Origin of the sequence: uncultured Cardiobacterium sp., assembly GCF_938028825.1 — a bacterium.
Classification (GTDB): Bacteria; Pseudomonadota; Gammaproteobacteria; order Cardiobacteriales; family Cardiobacteriaceae; genus Cardiobacterium.
Window position 1 is genome coordinate 55,319 of sequence record NZ_CALIZP010000032.1, and the last position, 15,207, is coordinate 70,525.

The 15,207-nt window shown below is 59.4% G+C and carries 22 protein-coding genes and 1 tRNA gene; 16 read left to right on the forward strand and 7 right to left on the reverse strand.

Annotation, left to right across the window (positions count from 1 at the left end):
* Positions 1 to 2: 2 nt before the first annotated feature.
* Both Q0562_RS04935 and Q0562_RS04940 read right to left on the reverse strand, forming a co-directional pair.
* A complete protein-coding gene (locus tag Q0562_RS04935; protein WP_298641895.1) occupies positions 3 to 785 on the reverse strand; it encodes a DUF969 domain-containing protein in 783 nt (260 codons plus the stop codon).
* Positions 786 to 1,098: 313 nt separating this feature from the next.
* Positions 1,099 to 1,542, reverse strand: a complete 444-nt coding sequence (locus Q0562_RS04940) for a gamma-glutamylcyclotransferase family protein (protein WP_298641897.1) — start codon at positions 1,540 to 1,542, stop codon at positions 1,099 to 1,101.
* Positions 1,543 to 1,871: 329 nt separating this feature from the next.
* Here Q0562_RS04940 and Q0562_RS04945 point away from each other — a divergent pair, with 329 nt between their 5' ends.
* Positions 1,872 to 2,006: a hypothetical protein gene (locus Q0562_RS04945; RefSeq protein WP_298641899.1), complete on the forward strand. Its 135-nt coding sequence runs from the start codon at positions 1,872 to 1,874 to the stop codon at positions 2,004 to 2,006.
* On the opposite strand, the gene Q0562_RS04950 is transcribed toward Q0562_RS04945, so the two are convergent.
* From Q0562_RS04950 to smpB, 3 genes are read right to left on the reverse strand one after another with little or no spacing between them, the layout of a single operon-like run.
* Complete coding sequence (locus Q0562_RS04950; protein WP_298641901.1) at positions 1,996 to 2,403, reverse strand: GNAT family N-acetyltransferase; 408 nt, start codon at positions 2,401 to 2,403, stop codon at positions 1,996 to 1,998. The genes Q0562_RS04945 and Q0562_RS04950 overlap by 11 nt on opposite strands.
* Positions 2,396 to 3,094, reverse strand: coding sequence for an MBL fold metallo-hydrolase (locus tag Q0562_RS04955; protein ID WP_298641903.1), 699 nt, complete (start codon positions 3,092 to 3,094; stop codon positions 2,396 to 2,398). Before Q0562_RS04955 ends, Q0562_RS04950 begins: the two co-directional genes overlap by 8 nt.
* Before the next feature lie 18 nt (positions 3,095 to 3,112).
* A complete protein-coding gene (gene smpB, locus Q0562_RS04960) occupies positions 3,113 to 3,583 on the reverse strand; it encodes an SsrA-binding protein SmpB (RefSeq protein WP_298641905.1) in 471 nt (156 codons plus the stop codon).
* 40 nt (positions 3,584 to 3,623) lie between these two features.
* Between smpB and Q0562_RS04965 the strand changes: the two genes are divergently transcribed.
* Positions 3,624 to 4,064, forward strand: a complete 441-nt coding sequence (locus Q0562_RS04965; RefSeq protein ID WP_298641907.1) for a type II toxin-antitoxin system RatA family toxin — start codon at positions 3,624 to 3,626, stop codon at positions 4,062 to 4,064.
* Positions 4,045 to 4,323 carry an RnfH family protein gene (locus tag Q0562_RS04970; protein ID WP_298641909.1) on the forward strand — a complete coding sequence of 93 codons (279 nt, stop codon included), beginning with the start codon at positions 4,045 to 4,047 and terminating at the stop codon, positions 4,321 to 4,323. The genes Q0562_RS04965 and Q0562_RS04970 overlap by 20 nt, the downstream gene beginning before the upstream one ends.
* Before the next feature lie 188 nt (positions 4,324 to 4,511).
* Here Q0562_RS04970 and Q0562_RS04975 read toward each other — a convergent pair whose 3' ends face one another.
* On the reverse strand, positions 4,512 to 5,618 hold the full coding sequence (locus Q0562_RS04975; protein ID WP_298641911.1) for a lipid A deacylase LpxR family protein: 1,107 nt from the start codon (positions 5,616 to 5,618) through the stop codon (positions 4,512 to 4,514).
* 132 nt (positions 5,619 to 5,750) lie between these two features.
* Between Q0562_RS04975 and rpmH the strand changes: the two genes are divergently transcribed.
* The 9 genes from rpmH (at position 5,751) to Q0562_RS05020 (ending at position 11,206) form a co-directional block, all read left to right on the forward strand.
* A complete protein-coding gene (rpmH, locus tag Q0562_RS04980; protein WP_083826227.1) occupies positions 5,751 to 5,888 on the forward strand; it encodes a 50S ribosomal protein L34 in 138 nt (45 codons plus the stop codon).
* A 19-nt stretch (positions 5,889 to 5,907) separates the two neighbouring features.
* Positions 5,908 to 6,258, forward strand: coding sequence for a ribonuclease P protein component (gene rnpA / locus Q0562_RS04985; protein WP_298641915.1), 351 nt, complete (start codon positions 5,908 to 5,910; stop codon positions 6,256 to 6,258).
* Positions 6,255 to 6,497 (forward strand): membrane protein insertion efficiency factor YidD, encoded by a 243-nt coding sequence (yidD, locus tag Q0562_RS04990; protein ID WP_298641917.1) that lies wholly within the window; start codon positions 6,255 to 6,257, stop codon positions 6,495 to 6,497. Before rnpA ends, yidD begins: the two co-directional genes overlap by 4 nt.
* A complete protein-coding gene (gene yidC, locus Q0562_RS04995; RefSeq protein WP_298641919.1) occupies positions 6,481 to 8,154 on the forward strand; it encodes a membrane protein insertase YidC in 1,674 nt (557 codons plus the stop codon). The genes yidD and yidC overlap by 17 nt, the downstream gene beginning before the upstream one ends.
* The gene (gene mnmE, locus Q0562_RS05000; RefSeq protein ID WP_298641922.1) at positions 8,151 to 9,491 is read left to right on the forward strand and encodes a tRNA uridine-5-carboxymethylaminomethyl(34) synthesis GTPase MnmE; all 1,341 of its coding nucleotides are present in this window, start codon (positions 8,151 to 8,153) and stop codon (positions 9,489 to 9,491) included. The genes yidC and mnmE overlap by 4 nt, the downstream gene beginning before the upstream one ends.
* Positions 9,492 to 9,622: 131 nt before the next feature.
* Positions 9,623 to 9,711, forward strand: a tRNA-Ser gene (locus tag Q0562_RS05005).
* A gap of 219 nt (positions 9,712 to 9,930) precedes the next feature.
* Positions 9,931 to 10,062 (forward strand): Arm DNA-binding domain-containing protein, encoded by a 132-nt coding sequence (locus Q0562_RS05010; RefSeq protein ID WP_298641924.1) that lies wholly within the window; start codon positions 9,931 to 9,933, stop codon positions 10,060 to 10,062.
* 68 nt (positions 10,063 to 10,130) lie between these two features.
* The gene (locus Q0562_RS05015) at positions 10,131 to 10,895 is read left to right on the forward strand and encodes an integrase arm-type DNA-binding domain-containing protein (protein ID WP_298641926.1); all 765 of its coding nucleotides are present in this window, start codon (positions 10,131 to 10,133) and stop codon (positions 10,893 to 10,895) included.
* Positions 10,865 to 11,206 (forward strand): hypothetical protein, encoded by a 342-nt coding sequence (locus Q0562_RS05020; RefSeq protein WP_298641929.1) that lies wholly within the window; start codon positions 10,865 to 10,867, stop codon positions 11,204 to 11,206. The genes Q0562_RS05015 and Q0562_RS05020 overlap by 31 nt, the downstream gene beginning before the upstream one ends.
* A gap of 482 nt (positions 11,207 to 11,688) precedes the next feature.
* Here the strand turns inward: Q0562_RS05020 and Q0562_RS05025 are convergent, their stop codons facing one another.
* Positions 11,689 to 12,099, reverse strand: a complete 411-nt coding sequence (locus Q0562_RS05025; RefSeq protein WP_298641931.1) for a hypothetical protein — start codon at positions 12,097 to 12,099, stop codon at positions 11,689 to 11,691.
* On the opposite strand from Q0562_RS05025, the gene Q0562_RS05030 reads away from it, so the two are divergent.
* The 4 genes from Q0562_RS05030 to Q0562_RS05045 all read left to right on the forward strand — a co-directional run bounded on the left by Q0562_RS05030 (position 12,080) and on the right by Q0562_RS05045 (position 15,193).
* Entirely contained in the window at positions 12,080 to 12,340 is a 261-nt protein-coding gene (locus tag Q0562_RS05030; protein ID WP_298641933.1) for an AlpA family phage regulatory protein, read from the forward strand. The genes Q0562_RS05025 and Q0562_RS05030 overlap by 20 nt on opposite strands.
* 306 nt (positions 12,341 to 12,646) lie before the next feature.
* Entirely contained in the window at positions 12,647 to 12,868 is a 222-nt protein-coding gene (locus Q0562_RS05035) for a hypothetical protein (protein ID WP_298641935.1), read from the forward strand.
* A complete protein-coding gene (locus Q0562_RS05040; protein WP_298641938.1) occupies positions 12,858 to 13,361 on the forward strand; it encodes a DUF927 domain-containing protein in 504 nt (167 codons plus the stop codon). Before Q0562_RS05035 ends, Q0562_RS05040 begins: the two co-directional genes overlap by 11 nt.
* Positions 13,362 to 13,450: 89 nt before the next feature.
* Positions 13,451 to 15,193 (forward strand): ShlB/FhaC/HecB family hemolysin secretion/activation protein, encoded by a 1,743-nt coding sequence (locus Q0562_RS05045; protein WP_298641940.1) that lies wholly within the window; start codon positions 13,451 to 13,453, stop codon positions 15,191 to 15,193.
* The last annotated feature ends 14 nt before the right edge of the window (positions 15,194 to 15,207 follow it).

The window sequence follows — 15,207 nt, forward strand, 5'->3', positions numbered from 1 at the left end:
CATTATTCCTGGGGCTTCGCGGCAGTTGCATCGGAAATTGCAGCAGAATCAGGCATTACGGTATCGTTTTGTGTGCTTTGTGCGTTATAGGCGGCGATTTCTTTTTCGATGGATTTATCGAAGAGATAAAAGCGGACAATAGCGAAGAGCAGGGCAATAACGGCCGTCGGCAGGCAATAACGCGCCATCGTTGCCAAATCACTGGGCAGATGGTATTGATCAAGCACGCTTTTAATCAGCAGCAAACCGCCGGAGGCGACAAAGAGCAGTTGCCCGAAGAAATTGCCGTAGTTTTCACTGGCGGCTGCCTGTGCCCGGATACGGTCGAGAATCGCCTGCGAGGCACGGCGGTTTTTCAACGCGGCTGCCTCACCCATCGGTGCAATGAGCGGGCGGATAAAAGTCGGATGGCCGCCAATCGATACGCCGAGGGCGACAATCAACTGACGCACAAACATATACAGGCTGAATATGCGTCCGGCTGTAACCGCCTTTAATCTGGATATCAAAATCTCGGCGCGTTCGCGCAAGCCGTAATGCTCGGCGAGACCAATCACCGGCAAGACCAGCACGAATAACGACATATAGCGGTTTTTGATAAAGGCATCGCCAATGATGGTCACGATTTCGCGTATGCCCATTTTGGCGGCAAGACCGGTAACGAAACCCGCCACGATTACCACCAGCAGGGCATTAAAACGCAGCGCCAGACCGGCCACCATCACCAGAATGCCCGAAAGCACCCATAATTGCTGCGCATCCAGAAAATGTTGGGCATTTTCCATAAGGAACTCCTGAGTCGGAAAAGAAAAAAAGATATTGTGCCCATAGGGGCATAAAAGCGGTTGCGTGATGGGTGGCTACCTCCTGCAAGGATACGCCGGTGCGGGCGGCGTGGTGTGGAATTGGTGTGGAAATATGCGCTTTTATTACAAAATTGTCAATGTTTTTGTGGAAATACGCATAAAACCCGGCGGGTTTCTGCATTTTCTTGGGGAGTTTCCCGTCTTTTGGGTGAAAAAAAGCGCCATCTGCCTTGCTTATGCAGAAAAAAACCGCTGTTGCGGCGCACAGGGGCGAAATTCGGCGGCAGCAGCATTAGCTGCGCACGGCGCTGCGCAAAATATTCACGTCAAAACCGAAATCGCGGTAGCCGGTTTCACAGATTTCCACATAATGCGCGGCGGGCTGCCCGTGCGGCATGCCGCCCACCATCACGTACAGGAACACCTCGGCGGGCGATTCGCCGCCGCTTGCGTTTTGCAGCATGACCGGCATCGTGACCTTCCCGTACAAATCGGGAAACGCCTCATAGACATCGAGCGCTTGTTCGTCGGCAGTGCTGACTGCCCAGATGCCGAGCGGCACCACGCCGCCCGCCTGCGCCTCGATGGTCAGCATCGCATCGCCCGGCCTGCCGCGATAATGCAGGGCGTAGCCGGTGAGCAACGCGTGGCCGACGCGCACCGCCTGCGGACAACGCTGCTTCATTTCGGCGATGTGCAAATTGCTGCCGTATGCCGCATAGAGTTTCTGCTTCATGATTTTTGTGCCTTTTATCGGTTAAACAAGCGGCGCAAAGTATAGCTTTATGCACTGTTATTCATGGCGGATGCTTCATGCACGATAAAAAAGCCCTCGCTTATGGGCGAGGGCTGAACAAATCGCGTCAGTGACCGCATGCGGCAATGACGCCGCTTGATGGCAGCTTGCCGGGAGGAAGGATTGCCGTCTGCCCGGCGTCGTGCGTGGCGCGGTGTGATGTGTTGCGGGGCGGTCAGGCGATAGCAGGGGCGGTTCGCCGGGCCTTTATTGAGTGATGCGAGGTATGGGCGGCGGCGGTAATAGTCGTTCCAAATGGAACTGACACGATGTTGGCCCGCCTCGCCGTAGTCGCCCACCGCATGGTCTGCCTGGTGCGCGACGGGGAAACGTTGCTGTCCGGCGGCAACGCGGTTTGGCAGGTGGCGGTACGGCAGGGATTACAGGGTCTTGCTAATAGTTGAGGGTGGTTTGCCGCTGCCAGCCATGCGCCTGCCAGTAGGCGTTGCCGCCGGTGTTGTCGCCGAGGACGAGCAGGCGCATTTTGCCGATGCCGCGACAGCGCAGTTGTTCTTCAACGCGTTGCAGCAGGCGGCGGCCGATGTGTTGTCCCCGATAGGCGGCGGCGACGCAGAGGTGGTAAAGCGTCGCGCGGCGGCCGTCTTCGCCGCAAAGCAGCGTGGCGATGAGGCACCCGCCATCCAGCACGACGCCGCTCAGTTGCGGGTTGCGGTCAAGAAAGGCGGCGAGCGCGCCCGGTTCGTCGGCGGCGTCCAGCGCGAGGCCGTCCGTGCCGCGCCACAGGGCAAGGGCGGCGGGGATGTCCGCCTTCTGCATGGCGCGGCAGTGGTAGTCAGCCATGCAGCACGGCATCCAGTTCGGCGCGGCTGATCGGGCCGTAAGGGGTGTGGCGGGTTTTGCCCGCGAGTTCCATGCGGTAGCGGACGAAGTCGGCCTCATCCTCAATCATCAGGAAGGGGTTGCCGGCAAGCTGTTCGCCGAGGGTGCCCGTTTCCGCGATGCCGTAGTGGTGGCCGACATGCAGGCGGGTTTCCGGCGGCAGGGCTTTCAGTTTTTGCAGGCTGTGGTAGAGGGCATGCGGGTCGCTGCCGCTGAGGTCGGCGCGGCCGCAGCCGTAAATGAAGAGGGTGTCGCCGGTGATGAGGTCGCCGCCGATGCGGTAGCAGCAACTGCCGGGGGTGTGGCCGGGGGTTTTGATGACGCCGATGTCGGTGTCGGCGAAGGTGATGGCGTCGCCGTCGCTGAGGAGGATGGCGTCTTCGGGGCAGTCCGGCCAGTGCGGGTATTCGTCTTCGCTGATGAAGAGGCTGACGCGCTCGCCGTAGAGTTCGGGCACGGCGTTGACGTGGTCGTGGTGGCTGTGGGTGATGAGGATGCCGGTGAGGGTGAGGTTCTCTTCGGCGAGGACTTCGCGGATGCCTTCGGCGTCCCAGGCGGGATCGACCACGAATGCCTCGTTGCGCTTGCGGTCGGCGAGGATGTGGATGAAGTTGTCGTGGTCTTCGACGATGAGGGTGATGATGTCGTACATGGCGGTTCCCGATGATTTTTAATGGATTTTCATGAGGCGCTCTTTTTGCCGCGACCAGTCGCGGTCTTTTTCGCTGGCGCGTTTGTCGAAGGCTTTTTTGCCTTTGGCGATGGCGAGGTTGACTTTGACGTAGCCGTTTTTCCAGTAGAGGTTGACGGGGATGAGGGTGTAGCCGTCGCGCTGCGCCGCGCCGATGAGTTTGGCGATTTCGCGGCCGTGCAGCAGCAGTTTGCGCGTGCGCGAAGGGTCGGCGATGACATGGGTGGAAGCGGCAGGCAGCGGGGTGATGTAGGCGCCGAAGAGGTAGATTTCCCGGTCTTTGACGAGGATGTGGCTTTCCTTGATTTGCACGCGCCCGGCGCGCAGGGCTTTCACTTCCCAGCCCATCAGGGCGATACCCGCTTCAAAATGTTCTTCGAGGAAGTAGTCGTGGAAGGCTTTGCGGTTGGTGATGATGTTGTTGTCGTGTTCTTTGCTTTTTTTGCTCATGGGGTAGAATGCCGCGTCGTTATTGAGTTGGGGACGTATTGTGCCACAAATACACAGGTCAAAAAGGCTGCCCTATTCGCCCGCGCAGATGTTCGATTTGGTCGCCGATGTCACGCGTTATCCGGAATTTTTGCCGTGGTGTGCCGAGGGGCGGCAGGTAAGCCGCACCGACAACGAGCTGGTCGGGCAGATCACCGCACAGAAGGGCACGTTCAGGAAATCGTTCACGACGCGCAACCGCTTCGACTACCCCAACTGGATGGATATTGCCCTGGTTGAAGGCCCCTTCCGCCATCTGCGCGGCCGCTGGGAGTTCCGCCCGCTGGATAACGGCGGCTGCGAGGTGCATTACATGATGGATTTTGAGGTGCCTTTCCTGCTTGCGCCGATTTTCGGCGGGCTGATGGAATATATGACGAACACGATGGTGGACGCCTTTGCCCGCCGCGCGGAAGAGGTCTATGGGCACCATCCGCGTTGAAGTCGCCTACGCCGAGCCCGACCGGCAGAAAATCATCCCCCTGATCATGAACGAGGGCGCGACACTGCAACAGGCGGTGGAGCGCTCCGGCATGGTGCGTTTCTTCCCGCATCTGGACATCGGCAAGGCGGATTTTGGCGTGTTCAGCCTGCCGCGCCCGCGCGATTATGTACTGCGCGACGGCGACCGCGTCGAGATTTACCGCCCGCTGATTGCCGACCCGAAGGAAATGCGGCGGCAGCGGGCGAGAAAGCATTAGGCAGGGTTGTTCTTCGCGCACGATAGGAATGCACAAATGGTGTAAATATACGCTGCGCCCAACTTTATGGAAAAAGCGTCCCGAATGGCCGCAGCGGATAGCCTGATAGCAAGCACAAAACCGCGCATGCCGGATGTGCCAAACCCTTAGAACGTGTTCATAGTCTCTGTTGTAAACCATCCCCCTGTTCAGAAGCGGTAGCCGACGGAGATGGCACCGAAGCTCGAGCTTTTTGCCAGCGGGCTTTTGAATTCGCGGCTGCGCCAGTTGACGGTGTAGCTGATGCGGAAGTTTTTGTGGTTATACGCCGCGCCGAGGGCGAGGTCTTGCACGAAGGGGCGGCGTTTGACGCGGTGGCTGTCTTTCCAGGTGTTGCCGTCAAGGAAGATGTTGTGCGCCATGTAGCGGGCGTCGTAGCCGAGGTAGGTCATCCAGCCGTGGCCGTCGGTGTATTCGAAGTAGCCGCTGCCGGGAATGGCGGGGCGGACGCGCACCGGCTGCGTCTGCCAGCGCAGGTTGGCCGGGGTGAGGTCGATGGTGAAGCCGGCATTGGCATAGGTGTAGATGTTGCCGAGGGTCACACCGCCGTGCGGGGTAAAGCGGGCGTGCAGGTTCTTGCCGATGTCGGCGGTGTACCGGCCCGGCCAGGAGCGCTCCCAGGAGAGGATGACGCCGGGTTCGTCGCGCAATTGGTACTTCCAGCCATGCGGCTGGTAGTCGGCGTGGATGAGGCGGTGGAATTTGTCCTGGATGAATTCGCCCTGCGCCGAGGGGCCGACCCAGCCGAGGGTGAGTTCGACGTCGTCCATGTGGCGGCCGGTGATGGTGCTGACGCCCGCCGAGCCGTAGAGGAAGGCGGCATAGGGGCGGTCGCGCACGTCGAGGGTGCTGCGGTCGATGTCGCTCGGGGTGTAGAGGTTGTGGCCGAAGGAGAGGTAGGTGCTGGTGGTTTTGTTGGCATTGAAGGTCGGCACGAGGCGGTCGATCCAGTCGGCGTAGAAGGGCTGTTCCGCGCCGACGTTGAACCAGGTGAGGCGCAGGCCGTTGGTGTAGTCGCGGTCGTAGCCGCTGCCGAATTTGTCGTTTTCGATGTTGATGGTGAGGAAGCGGTCGTTGCCGTTCAGGATGTGTCCCGGCACGCGTTCGACCAGCGGCTCGGCAGGCTTTTCGATGGTGAGTTCGGGGGTGTCAAGGATGACGTCTTCTTTTTTGGGGGTGAAGAGCTGCCCCCACCGGTTTGTCTCTTCGGCGTGGGCGGCAGCAGTGAACAGCAGAATCAGGAACAGGTAGCGCATGGGTTTCGGGATGATTTGTGAGGATGCGGTAATGTAACGCAATCGCCCCGCGCGCGGTAGCCCCGTCGTTGACTTTATATAGGGTCGCCCGTATGATTGCGCGCTTTGAATTTTCCCGATGGAGTCCCTGAAATGTCGAAAAGAACGTTCCAACCGAGCAATATTTCCCGCAAGCGTACGCACGGTTTCCGCGCCCGCATGGCCACCAAAAACGGCCGCAAAATCCTCAGCCGCCGCCGTGCCAAAGGACGTTATCGTCTGACCGTCTGATGACGCGGGTCGTCGCGCCGTGAACGCATCTTTTCCCCGCACGGCAAGGCTGACACAGCGCCGCGAATACGACCACGTTTTTCAAGCCCCTGAACGCAAAAGCAGCGACCGCTGCTTTACCGTTTTGGGGCGTTCTTGTTTACAGGGCGGGTCGGCACGCCTCGGACTGGTCGTCGCCAAGCGGCAAATCCGCCGCGCCCACGAGCGCAACCGCGTCAAGCGGCTGGTGCGCGAAACCTTCCGCCAACTGCCGCAACGCGGGGAGAGTGCGCTGGATATTGTCGTCATCGCGCGGGCGGCGGCACAGGACGCCGATAACGCCGCCCTGTGCCGCACCTTGCGCCACCACTTTCAGCGGATTTTTCCATGAAACGGCTGCTTATCGCCCTTATCCGCCTCTACCGCCGCACCCTCAGCCCCTTCATCGGGCAACAATGCCGCTTCGAGCCGACCTGCTCGCACTACGGCGAAGAAGCGATTGCCAGACACGGTGCCTGGCGCGGCACATTACTGACCCTCTGGCGCATCCTGCGTTGCGGCCCGTGGTGCAAAGGCGGCTACGACCCCGTACCTGACACATTCCTGGTGAAGCATGAAAAACAACCCTAAATTACTCCTCTACATCTGCGCCGCCCTACTGGCATTCCTCTTATGGAACAAATGGCAAATCGCCAACCTGCCGCCCGCGCCACCGCAGGCCGCTACCACCCCGGCAGCGGTTGCCCCCGATAACACCGCCGGGGCGGACGTACCGCAGGCAACGGCAGGCAGCGACATTCCGGCGGCAAACGCCGAAAACGGTGCTACCGTGCGCGTCAAGACCGACGTCTTCGACCTGCACATCGCGACCAAAGGCGGCACCATCGTCCACGCCGACCTGCTGAAATACGCCGCGAACAAAAACAGCAACCAGCCGCTCGCCCTGCTGCACCCCGACAATCCGGCGCGCTTCCTGCTGCAAAGCGGCCTGACCTCAGGCAGCGGCGACAAAGCCCCGACCCACCACAGCGAATTTACCGCGTCTGCCGGCGAATACACCCTGGCCGACGGGCAGGACAGCCTTACCGTGCCGCTCACCTGGCAAGAAGACGGCATCACCGTCAGCAAAACCTACACCTTCAAGCGCGGTGCCTACGACTTCACCCTCGAACAAAAAGTCCAAAACGACAGCGGCAAAACCTGGACCGGCAACGCCTACCAGCAATGGGTATTCGGCCAGCCGCTGCCGTCCGGCGGCATGGGACAGGTCGGCACCTACACCGGCGGCGCCGTATCCTACGACGACGACCCCTACGAAAAAATCAAACTGGGCACTAAATTCGACACCAAAACCGAAAACGGCTGGGTCGCCATGCTGCAACACTACTTCGTCGGCGCCATCATCCCGCCGCAAGGCCAGGCGCAAACCTTCTACACCAGCACCAACGCCACCAGCGGCGATCACTTCATCGGCGTAACCGGCGGTGCACAGCAAATTGCCGCCGGCCAAAGCGCCGCCTTCACCGGCACCATCTACATCGGCCCGAAAATCCAGCGCGACCTCAAAACCGTCGCCCCCAACCTCGACAAAACCGTCGATTACGGCTTCCTCTTCATGATCGGCCAGCCGATGTACTACGTCCTGCACTTCATCCACAGCATCGTCGGCAACTGGGGCTGGGCGCTCATCCTCATGACCCTGCTCATCAAAATAATCTTCTTCACCCCCTCCGCCTGGGCCTACAAATCCATGGCAAAAATGCGCCGCCTGGGGCCGGAAATGCAGCGCATCAAAGAACAATACGGTGACGACCGCCAGGGCGCGAGCATGGCGATGATGAAACTCTACAAAGACGAAAAAGTGAACCCGGCCAGTGGCTGCCTGCCGATGCTGTTGCAAATCCCCTTCTTCATCGCCTTCTACTGGGTGCTCATCGAATCCGTCGAACTGCGCCACGCGCCGTGGATCGGCTGGATACACGACCTCTCGGCGATGGACCCCTACTTCATCCTGCCGATCATCAACGCCGCGCTGATGTTCCTGCAACAAAAGCTCAATCCGCCGCCGCCCGACCCGACCCAGGCCAAAGTCATGATGATGCTGCCGCTCATCTTCGGCTTCATGTTCATGTGGTTCCCCTCCGGCCTCGTCCTCTACTGGACCGTGAGCAACGCCTTCGGCATCGTCCAGCAATACGTCATGAACAAACGCTACGGCGACCGCAACCATCCCGCGCCTGATGACGCCCGCTACAAAAAACACGGCAAAAAACACCAAAAAGCATGACGACGAACGACACCATCGCCGCCCTCGCAACGCCGTCCGGAACGGGCGGCGTTGCCATAATCCGCATCAGCGGCGGCGACGCCCTCGCCATCGGCGAAAAACTCAGTGGCAAAACCCTCGCGCCGCGCCACGCTACCCTCGCCGCATTACATGACGCGGACGGCAGCCTCATCGACCAGGGCCTGCTGCTCTACTTCCCCGCGCCCCATTCCTACACCGGCGAAGATACCCTCGAAATCCACGGCCACGGCGGCATCGCCGTCAGCCGGACCGTCCTCGCCGCCGTCCTGAATGCCGGTGCCCGCCTCGCCGAACCCGGTGAATACAGCCGCCGCGCCTACCAGAACGGCAAAATCGACCTTGCCCAGGCCGAAGCTATCGCCGACCTCATCAACGCCCGCACCACCGCCGCCGTCAAAGCCGCCACCCGCTCACTACAAGGCGCGTTCTCCCAAGAAGTGAACGCGCTTGCCGCCGAACTCCTCACCCTGCGCGCCTACATCGAAGCCGCGCTCGACTTCCCCGAAGAGGAAAACGACTACCTCGGCGAAGGCGACCTCGCTGCGCGCCTGCATCACTGGGGCGAACGCCTCGCCCGTCTGCTCGCGCAAAGCGCCCAGGGGCGGCTCATGAACGACGGCATCAACCTCGTCATCGCCGGCAAACCGAACGCCGGCAAATCCAGCCTGCTCAACGCCCTCCTCGGCGAAGAACGCGCCATCGTCACCGACCGGGCGGGCACCACCCGCGACATCGTGCGCGAAACCCTCAACATCGCCGGCATCCCCGTCAACATCCTCGACACCGCCGGCCTGCGCGATGCCGCCGACCCCATCGAAGAAGAAGGCATCCGCCGCACCAGACAGGCGCTTGCCAGTGCCGACCTCATCCTGCTGCTGGTGGATGGCAGCACCCTCGCCGACAGCGACGACCCCGCCGCCGGCCTGCCGCCGGAAACCGCCGCCACCCCGCGCCTCATCGCCTACAACAAAGCCGACCAAACCCCGCCCGCCGTACAGGCACAACACCCCGACGCCCTGTGGCTGTCCGCCAAAACCGGCGCCGGCATTGACGCGCTGCGCCACGCCATCGCCGCCGCCGTCGGCCGCGACGAACACGAAGAAACCCCTTACATCGCGCGCGAACGCCACCTGCGCGCCCTCAAACAGGCCGCCCGGCACCACCGCGACGCCCTCGCCCAACTGGACGCACGCAACGGCGAACTGCTGGCGGAAGAACTGCGCCTCGCCCACGACGCCCTCGGCAGCATCACCGGCGCGACCACAAGCGACGACCTGCTCGGCCATATCTTCTCCTCCTTCTGCATCGGCAAATAAAGCGCTCCGTCCACATAACGCAACCCCTTTGTGCTGCATACCGGGGAAATGAAAGCGACACAACACCTTACGGACAACAGCCCTTCCTTGTCTTCAAAAAGAAAGCGCGTATAATCCGCCGCTCATTTTGCGGAGAGATGGCAGAGTGGTTGAATGCGTCGGTCTCGAAAGCCGAAGAGGGTTCCGCCCTCCCAGGGTTCGAATCCCTGTCTCTCCGCCAACCACGCAAAAACGCCATGTTTCATGGCGTTTTTTTTCGTCCGTATTCGTTCAAAGGTTCGGGGAAAAACCCTTGATAAACAAACTGTAGAGGAAAATTTCTGTTTATTCTCGTTTGTTAAGTTTCATGTTCGTTTAATCCCTTTTTTGGAAAAACGGGGTTCTTTTGGGGTTCATTTCCGCTGGTTACAATCCCGCCGAACCCCTGACTTCCCGCCCCGTGCGACTGACCGAAAAAACCATCAAGAATGCCCCGGCGGGCGAACGCCCCTACAAGCTGTTTGACGGCGGCGGACTGCATCTGTTCATCACCCCGCGCGGCGGCAAATATAGTCGTTTCAAACAGAAATGATACGGTGTTGGCTCGCCTCGCCGTACTATCTGTACTGTCTTCGGCTCGCCGCCTTGTCTCATTCCCGTTTGAAACGACTATGCTGGCGTTACCGTTACCGCTTTGACGGTCAGGATTGCATCCTGTCGCCGGGCGTATATCCCAAAGTCAGGTTGAGACAGGCGCGGCAACTGCACCGTGATGCCCAAAGTCTGCTCGCGCAAGGCAGCGACCCGCACCGCCGCAAGCAGCAGCGGAAACAGGCGGAAAAGCAGCAGGACAGCTTCGGGAAAGTCGCGCGCGAGTGGTACGCCCACCAGCGCCCCGCGTGGAAGAACGAAAAACACGCCCGGCAGGTCATCCACACCCTGGAACGGTACGTTTTCCCGCATATCGGCGGTAAAGCCGTCAGCGGGATACCGCCGCCCGCCATCGTCGGCATCCTGAACCGCCTCGCCGACAGGCCCGAGACCAGAACCCGCGTCAAACAGCGCATCAGTGCCGTTTTCGCCTTTGCCATCCAGACCGGCAGGCGACCGCTCAACCCCGCCTTGTCCGCGCCGAAAACCGTACGCAGCGCGCAAAACCGGATCCGGCACCAGCCATCTTTGCCGGTGGCGGAAATCCCCGCCTTCTTTCGAGACCTCGAACGCTACCCCAACCGCAAGACGGCGCTGGCACTGCGCCTCCTGATTCTGACCCTGACCCGCAGCGGCGAAGTCAGACTGGGACAGTGGGCGGAACTGCGCGGCGACCAATGGCACATCCCCGCCGAACGCATGAAGATGGGATTGCCCATGTGGTGCCGCTGTCGGATTGGGCATTGGCGACGCTGGACGAACTGCGCACGCTGAACCGCTACAACAGCCCGTATTTCGTCACCGGCAATCGCAACCAGCCCTTGAGCGACACGACCCTGTCGCTGGCGATGAAGCGCATGGGCTATGCGGGGCGCGCCGTGCCGCACGGCTTTCGCGCGATGGGTTCGAGCATTCCCAACGAAAGCGGCTGCTGGAATCCCGACGCCATCGAGCGGCAGCTGGCGCACCGTGAGGGCAATCAGGTCAGGGCTGCCTATAATCGCGCCGAGTATCTGGAAGAGCGGCAACGCATGATGCAATGGTATGCGGATTATTTACGCGCGAAGATTGGCGGCGGGGGATAGTGCGATTACGGCATGGCGGCTTTATAACTGCCTTGCCGACTTCCAAAATTGCCATTCCATTGATACCGACACGGATAACGGCGCCCCATACCATGACTTTCCCATCAGCATACTACCTGTCATGTTGAAACTACCCGAAACAATAGGCGTATATTGCACTTAACCATCATGCGGGATAATATAGGACTTGGTCGCTTGGGAGTATAAACCTGCGGTGGGCCGGTCATTATGCACCGGTCGGCGATTAGCCCGGACTGTTTTTAGTAGCAGTTCGGGTTTTATTTTTTATCCGCTCTATTGGCAGCGTATTCATCTTTTTCCTTCAAGTCATGAACGGATGGCATGACAATAGTTATTCCGGCATCCGGTCGCCGTATTGCAGTGAGGAGCATGGTATTGGCACGTTTTTCTGCCCATATTGTCCCGCTTCCGTGCCAATAAGTCCTGGATAGACGCAAATTCGCGCCAGTATGGTCTTCTTTTCATGCCAATAAGCAACAATGGCACGGTTTCGGGTCAATATTGTCCCGCATTTGCGCCAATGCCCCCTTATTGACACACTTCTCCGCCAGTATTGGCAGCCATTCGCGACAATCTCTATATCCATTCTGCTGATAACCATGCTTTGCCATTGGTTCAATTAAACCATTTTTGACCGTTCTGAATAAACGGTAATCCCATTGCGTGCTATTTCTTTCAATACTGTTCAAAGGCTGTTTTTTCAGGCTATTACCGATTTGCTGCTTTTTGACAGGCACGATGGCGGTTGTAGACAAATCTGACGATTTGCCCCAACCGCGCGTGCCAAAGGGGCTGCCGCCCCTTTGCAACCCCGCTATGATGCGCCGACCCCCAAACCAGCGAGAAGAAGCCATGAAGGAAAGTGAAGTCATGAACGAAACCCCATCCCCTGCACCGCAAGAAATGGAAGCGCGCCTGTTACGCGTTGATGAAGTCAGCGCGATAGTGGGCATGAAGCGCACTACCATTTGGCACCGCTGCAATCCCGACAGTCCCTATTACGATGCGAGTTTCCCCAAACCCATCCGCATCGGCAGCCGGCGGATTGCCTGGAACAGCCGCGATATTCAGGCATGGATTGTCACCATTACCGTACAAGGTCATGCCGGTTAATTCGGCACGAATCAATATTTTGCATTGACTATTGCTATTGCCACCGCGATTGTGTAATTTATGCTGTTGCCGCAAAAACGGCGACCGGATTTCGCAGTCCGTTTATTTACGAAAGCGTATTAAAGCGCTAATTGGCGCTATTTTTATGCCCAGTTCTTGCGCCCGTTTTTTATGGCGGTGTGCATGGGAGAGCCGCAAGGCTCGCCGTTTCTTTCGTAGCGGTACTGCGAATCCCGTGTACATCGTCGCCCTCTTGTTTCGCAGCAATGGCGATGGTCATCCTGAAAATTACGAAAGGAGACTGCCATGTCTTGCCACATCACCCTGTCGCTCGGCGATGCTGCCGATAGTGCCTACGAAACCCTCGAAAACTACCTGTCCGCGCTGCTCAATGTCCTGGAATCGGCCAATGCCCATCCCGGCCTGCGTCCGTCCGCCGCAGACACCGCCTGCATCCTCGGCCTGATTGGGCGGCTCAACGCCTGCAAGAACGACGTTTGCCGTCAAAGCGCAGGCGGTGCCGCATGACCGGCCCCGCTTTACCTGCCGCGATGGCGGCCTGTGGTTCGATGGCGGCAACGGCGAGCCGCAGCGCATCAGCGACGCCTTCGAGGTGGTCGGCGACGCCTGCGACGACAACGGCGAACCACACTACATCCTCCACCACAACGGCCGGCACTTCGCCCTGCCCTGGGCGGAAGTCGGCGAACGCAACGGCTGGCGCATCATGCGCCGCCACATCCGCCGTATCCCTACTTCCCGCCGCCAGCAGGAACGTTTGGCCGAATACCTGCAAGCCCAACCCCTGCCGCAACACTGGACGCTCACCGACACCGCCGGCTGGCACGGCCGCAGCTACATCCTGCCCAACGGCGACACCCTCGGCAGCGCCGAGAACATCCTCTTCCGCCAGCCCGCGCCGCATCATGACGCCTTCACCCCGCACGGCACCCCCGCCGAATGGCGCGACAGCATCGGCCGTGCGCCGCCTGACGCGAGCCGGGTATTCATGAACAGATAGTCACATTGGTGCGGCCTTACCGGTATCTTGCCAAATCTATAATTGCCGCTGATCACAACCACGGATGGACCATCATCCAAGGAAGACTCATGCGCTACCTCCCCTGTTTCCTGCTGCTGGCTGCGCTGTCTGCCACGGCACAACAAACCGCTCTCGTTGACCCCGACCTGATCTATCGCCGTGCTGAGGAACGACAGCAGCACCTCAATCAAAACGCAACGCCGCAAGACTTTTCCACCCTTGACTTCGCAGCTCCTGCCACTGACGAAACGCCACTATCGCAAGAAGCACGCGAAACCTGCACCAGCTATAAGAACCTCACACTGCAAGCACCCAATCGTGCTTTTTTCCGCTATCTGGAACGGGCTGTGGGCACTCAGCCTCTGCAAGCAAGTGGGACAAACATTTACCGCAAGACGCAGGGCTGTATCCGTACCGGGGGAGTGATGGACATCATCAAAACGGCGCAAAACCGGCTGATTGCCGACGGTTGGGTAACAACTCGAGTTGTTTTGCAGACACAAGGCGCGCAGCAGGACACCCTGCAACTTGCCGTACTACCGGGAAAAATAACAGCCATACGCGAGGAGAAAAACGGCGTACAGCGGACGCCAAAAACCTTTACCCACCTGCGCGGACGAGTGCTCAACTTACGTGAACTAGAGCAAGCACTAGATAACGTGCGCCGTCTCAGCGGTCTGGACGCCAACATTGACATTGCGCCGGCGGCACGTGAAGGTGAGAGCGAGCTAATCGTGCATTGGACGAAGACCGGACGCCCCTACCAGTTTAGTTTCCTCATTGATGACAGCGGCAGCAACGCGTTGGGAAAATACCTAGCAACTGCCAGTATTGCGGTGGACAACCCGCTGAACTTTAGTGACAGTTTTTATGCGAGCTACACCCGTACCCTCAAACCGGGTACACGCTTGCGCGACCGCGAGGGTAAGCGGCACAAAACCTCTACGGATAACTACTACCTCAACTACACGATCCCCTACCGTGACTGGCAGCTAGGTCTGAGTGCGAGCCGTTACCACTACGACCAAGTCATCCCCGGCTATGCCCGCGTTTACCACTACAAGGGCAACAACCAGAAATTTGCCGCCGACATCAGCAATACCATTTATCGCGATCAGAACAAGAAGACCACGCTTGATGCCGGCTTGTGGTGGCGAGAAAACCGCAACTACATCGGCAGTGCAGAAATTGACGTGCAAAAAAGACGCACGGCTGGCTGGCAGCTGGGCGTACGGCAGAGCATCCTCTTCCCACAAGCCGTCTTTCAGGGCGCTATCCATTACAAAAAAGGAACGCGGATGCTTGGTGCCGACCCTGTACCGGAGGAAGGCTTTAACGAAGGCAACGCCAAAGCGGGCATCTGGACGCTGGATTCCAGCTGGCATGTTCAGCTGGATAAAAACCGCAACTGGAGCTGGCAGAACGACCTGCACCTGCAATACAGCGACAGGCGCCTCATCTCCCTGGATCTGTTGACCTTGGGTGGGCGCAACAGCGTACGCGGCTTCAGCGAGAACAACAGCCTTTCCGGCGATAGCGGCTGGTACTGGCGCAACACCCTGAATTGGGCCTACCAACCAAACCACCAGCTCTACCTGGGGGCGGACATAGGGCAAGTATGGGGTAAGAACACCGCCTGGTTGCAAGACAAAACCATTATGGGTACGGCACTGGGCGTACGCGGCGCGGTGAATTACCACGGGAGCTGGCAATACGACGCCTTTATCGGCACCCCGATTCTCAAATCACGAGACTGGAAAAAAACCGACCGCTTCGTACTTGGCTTCAGCGCCGGCTACCACTGGCAATAACGAAGCCTGAATAA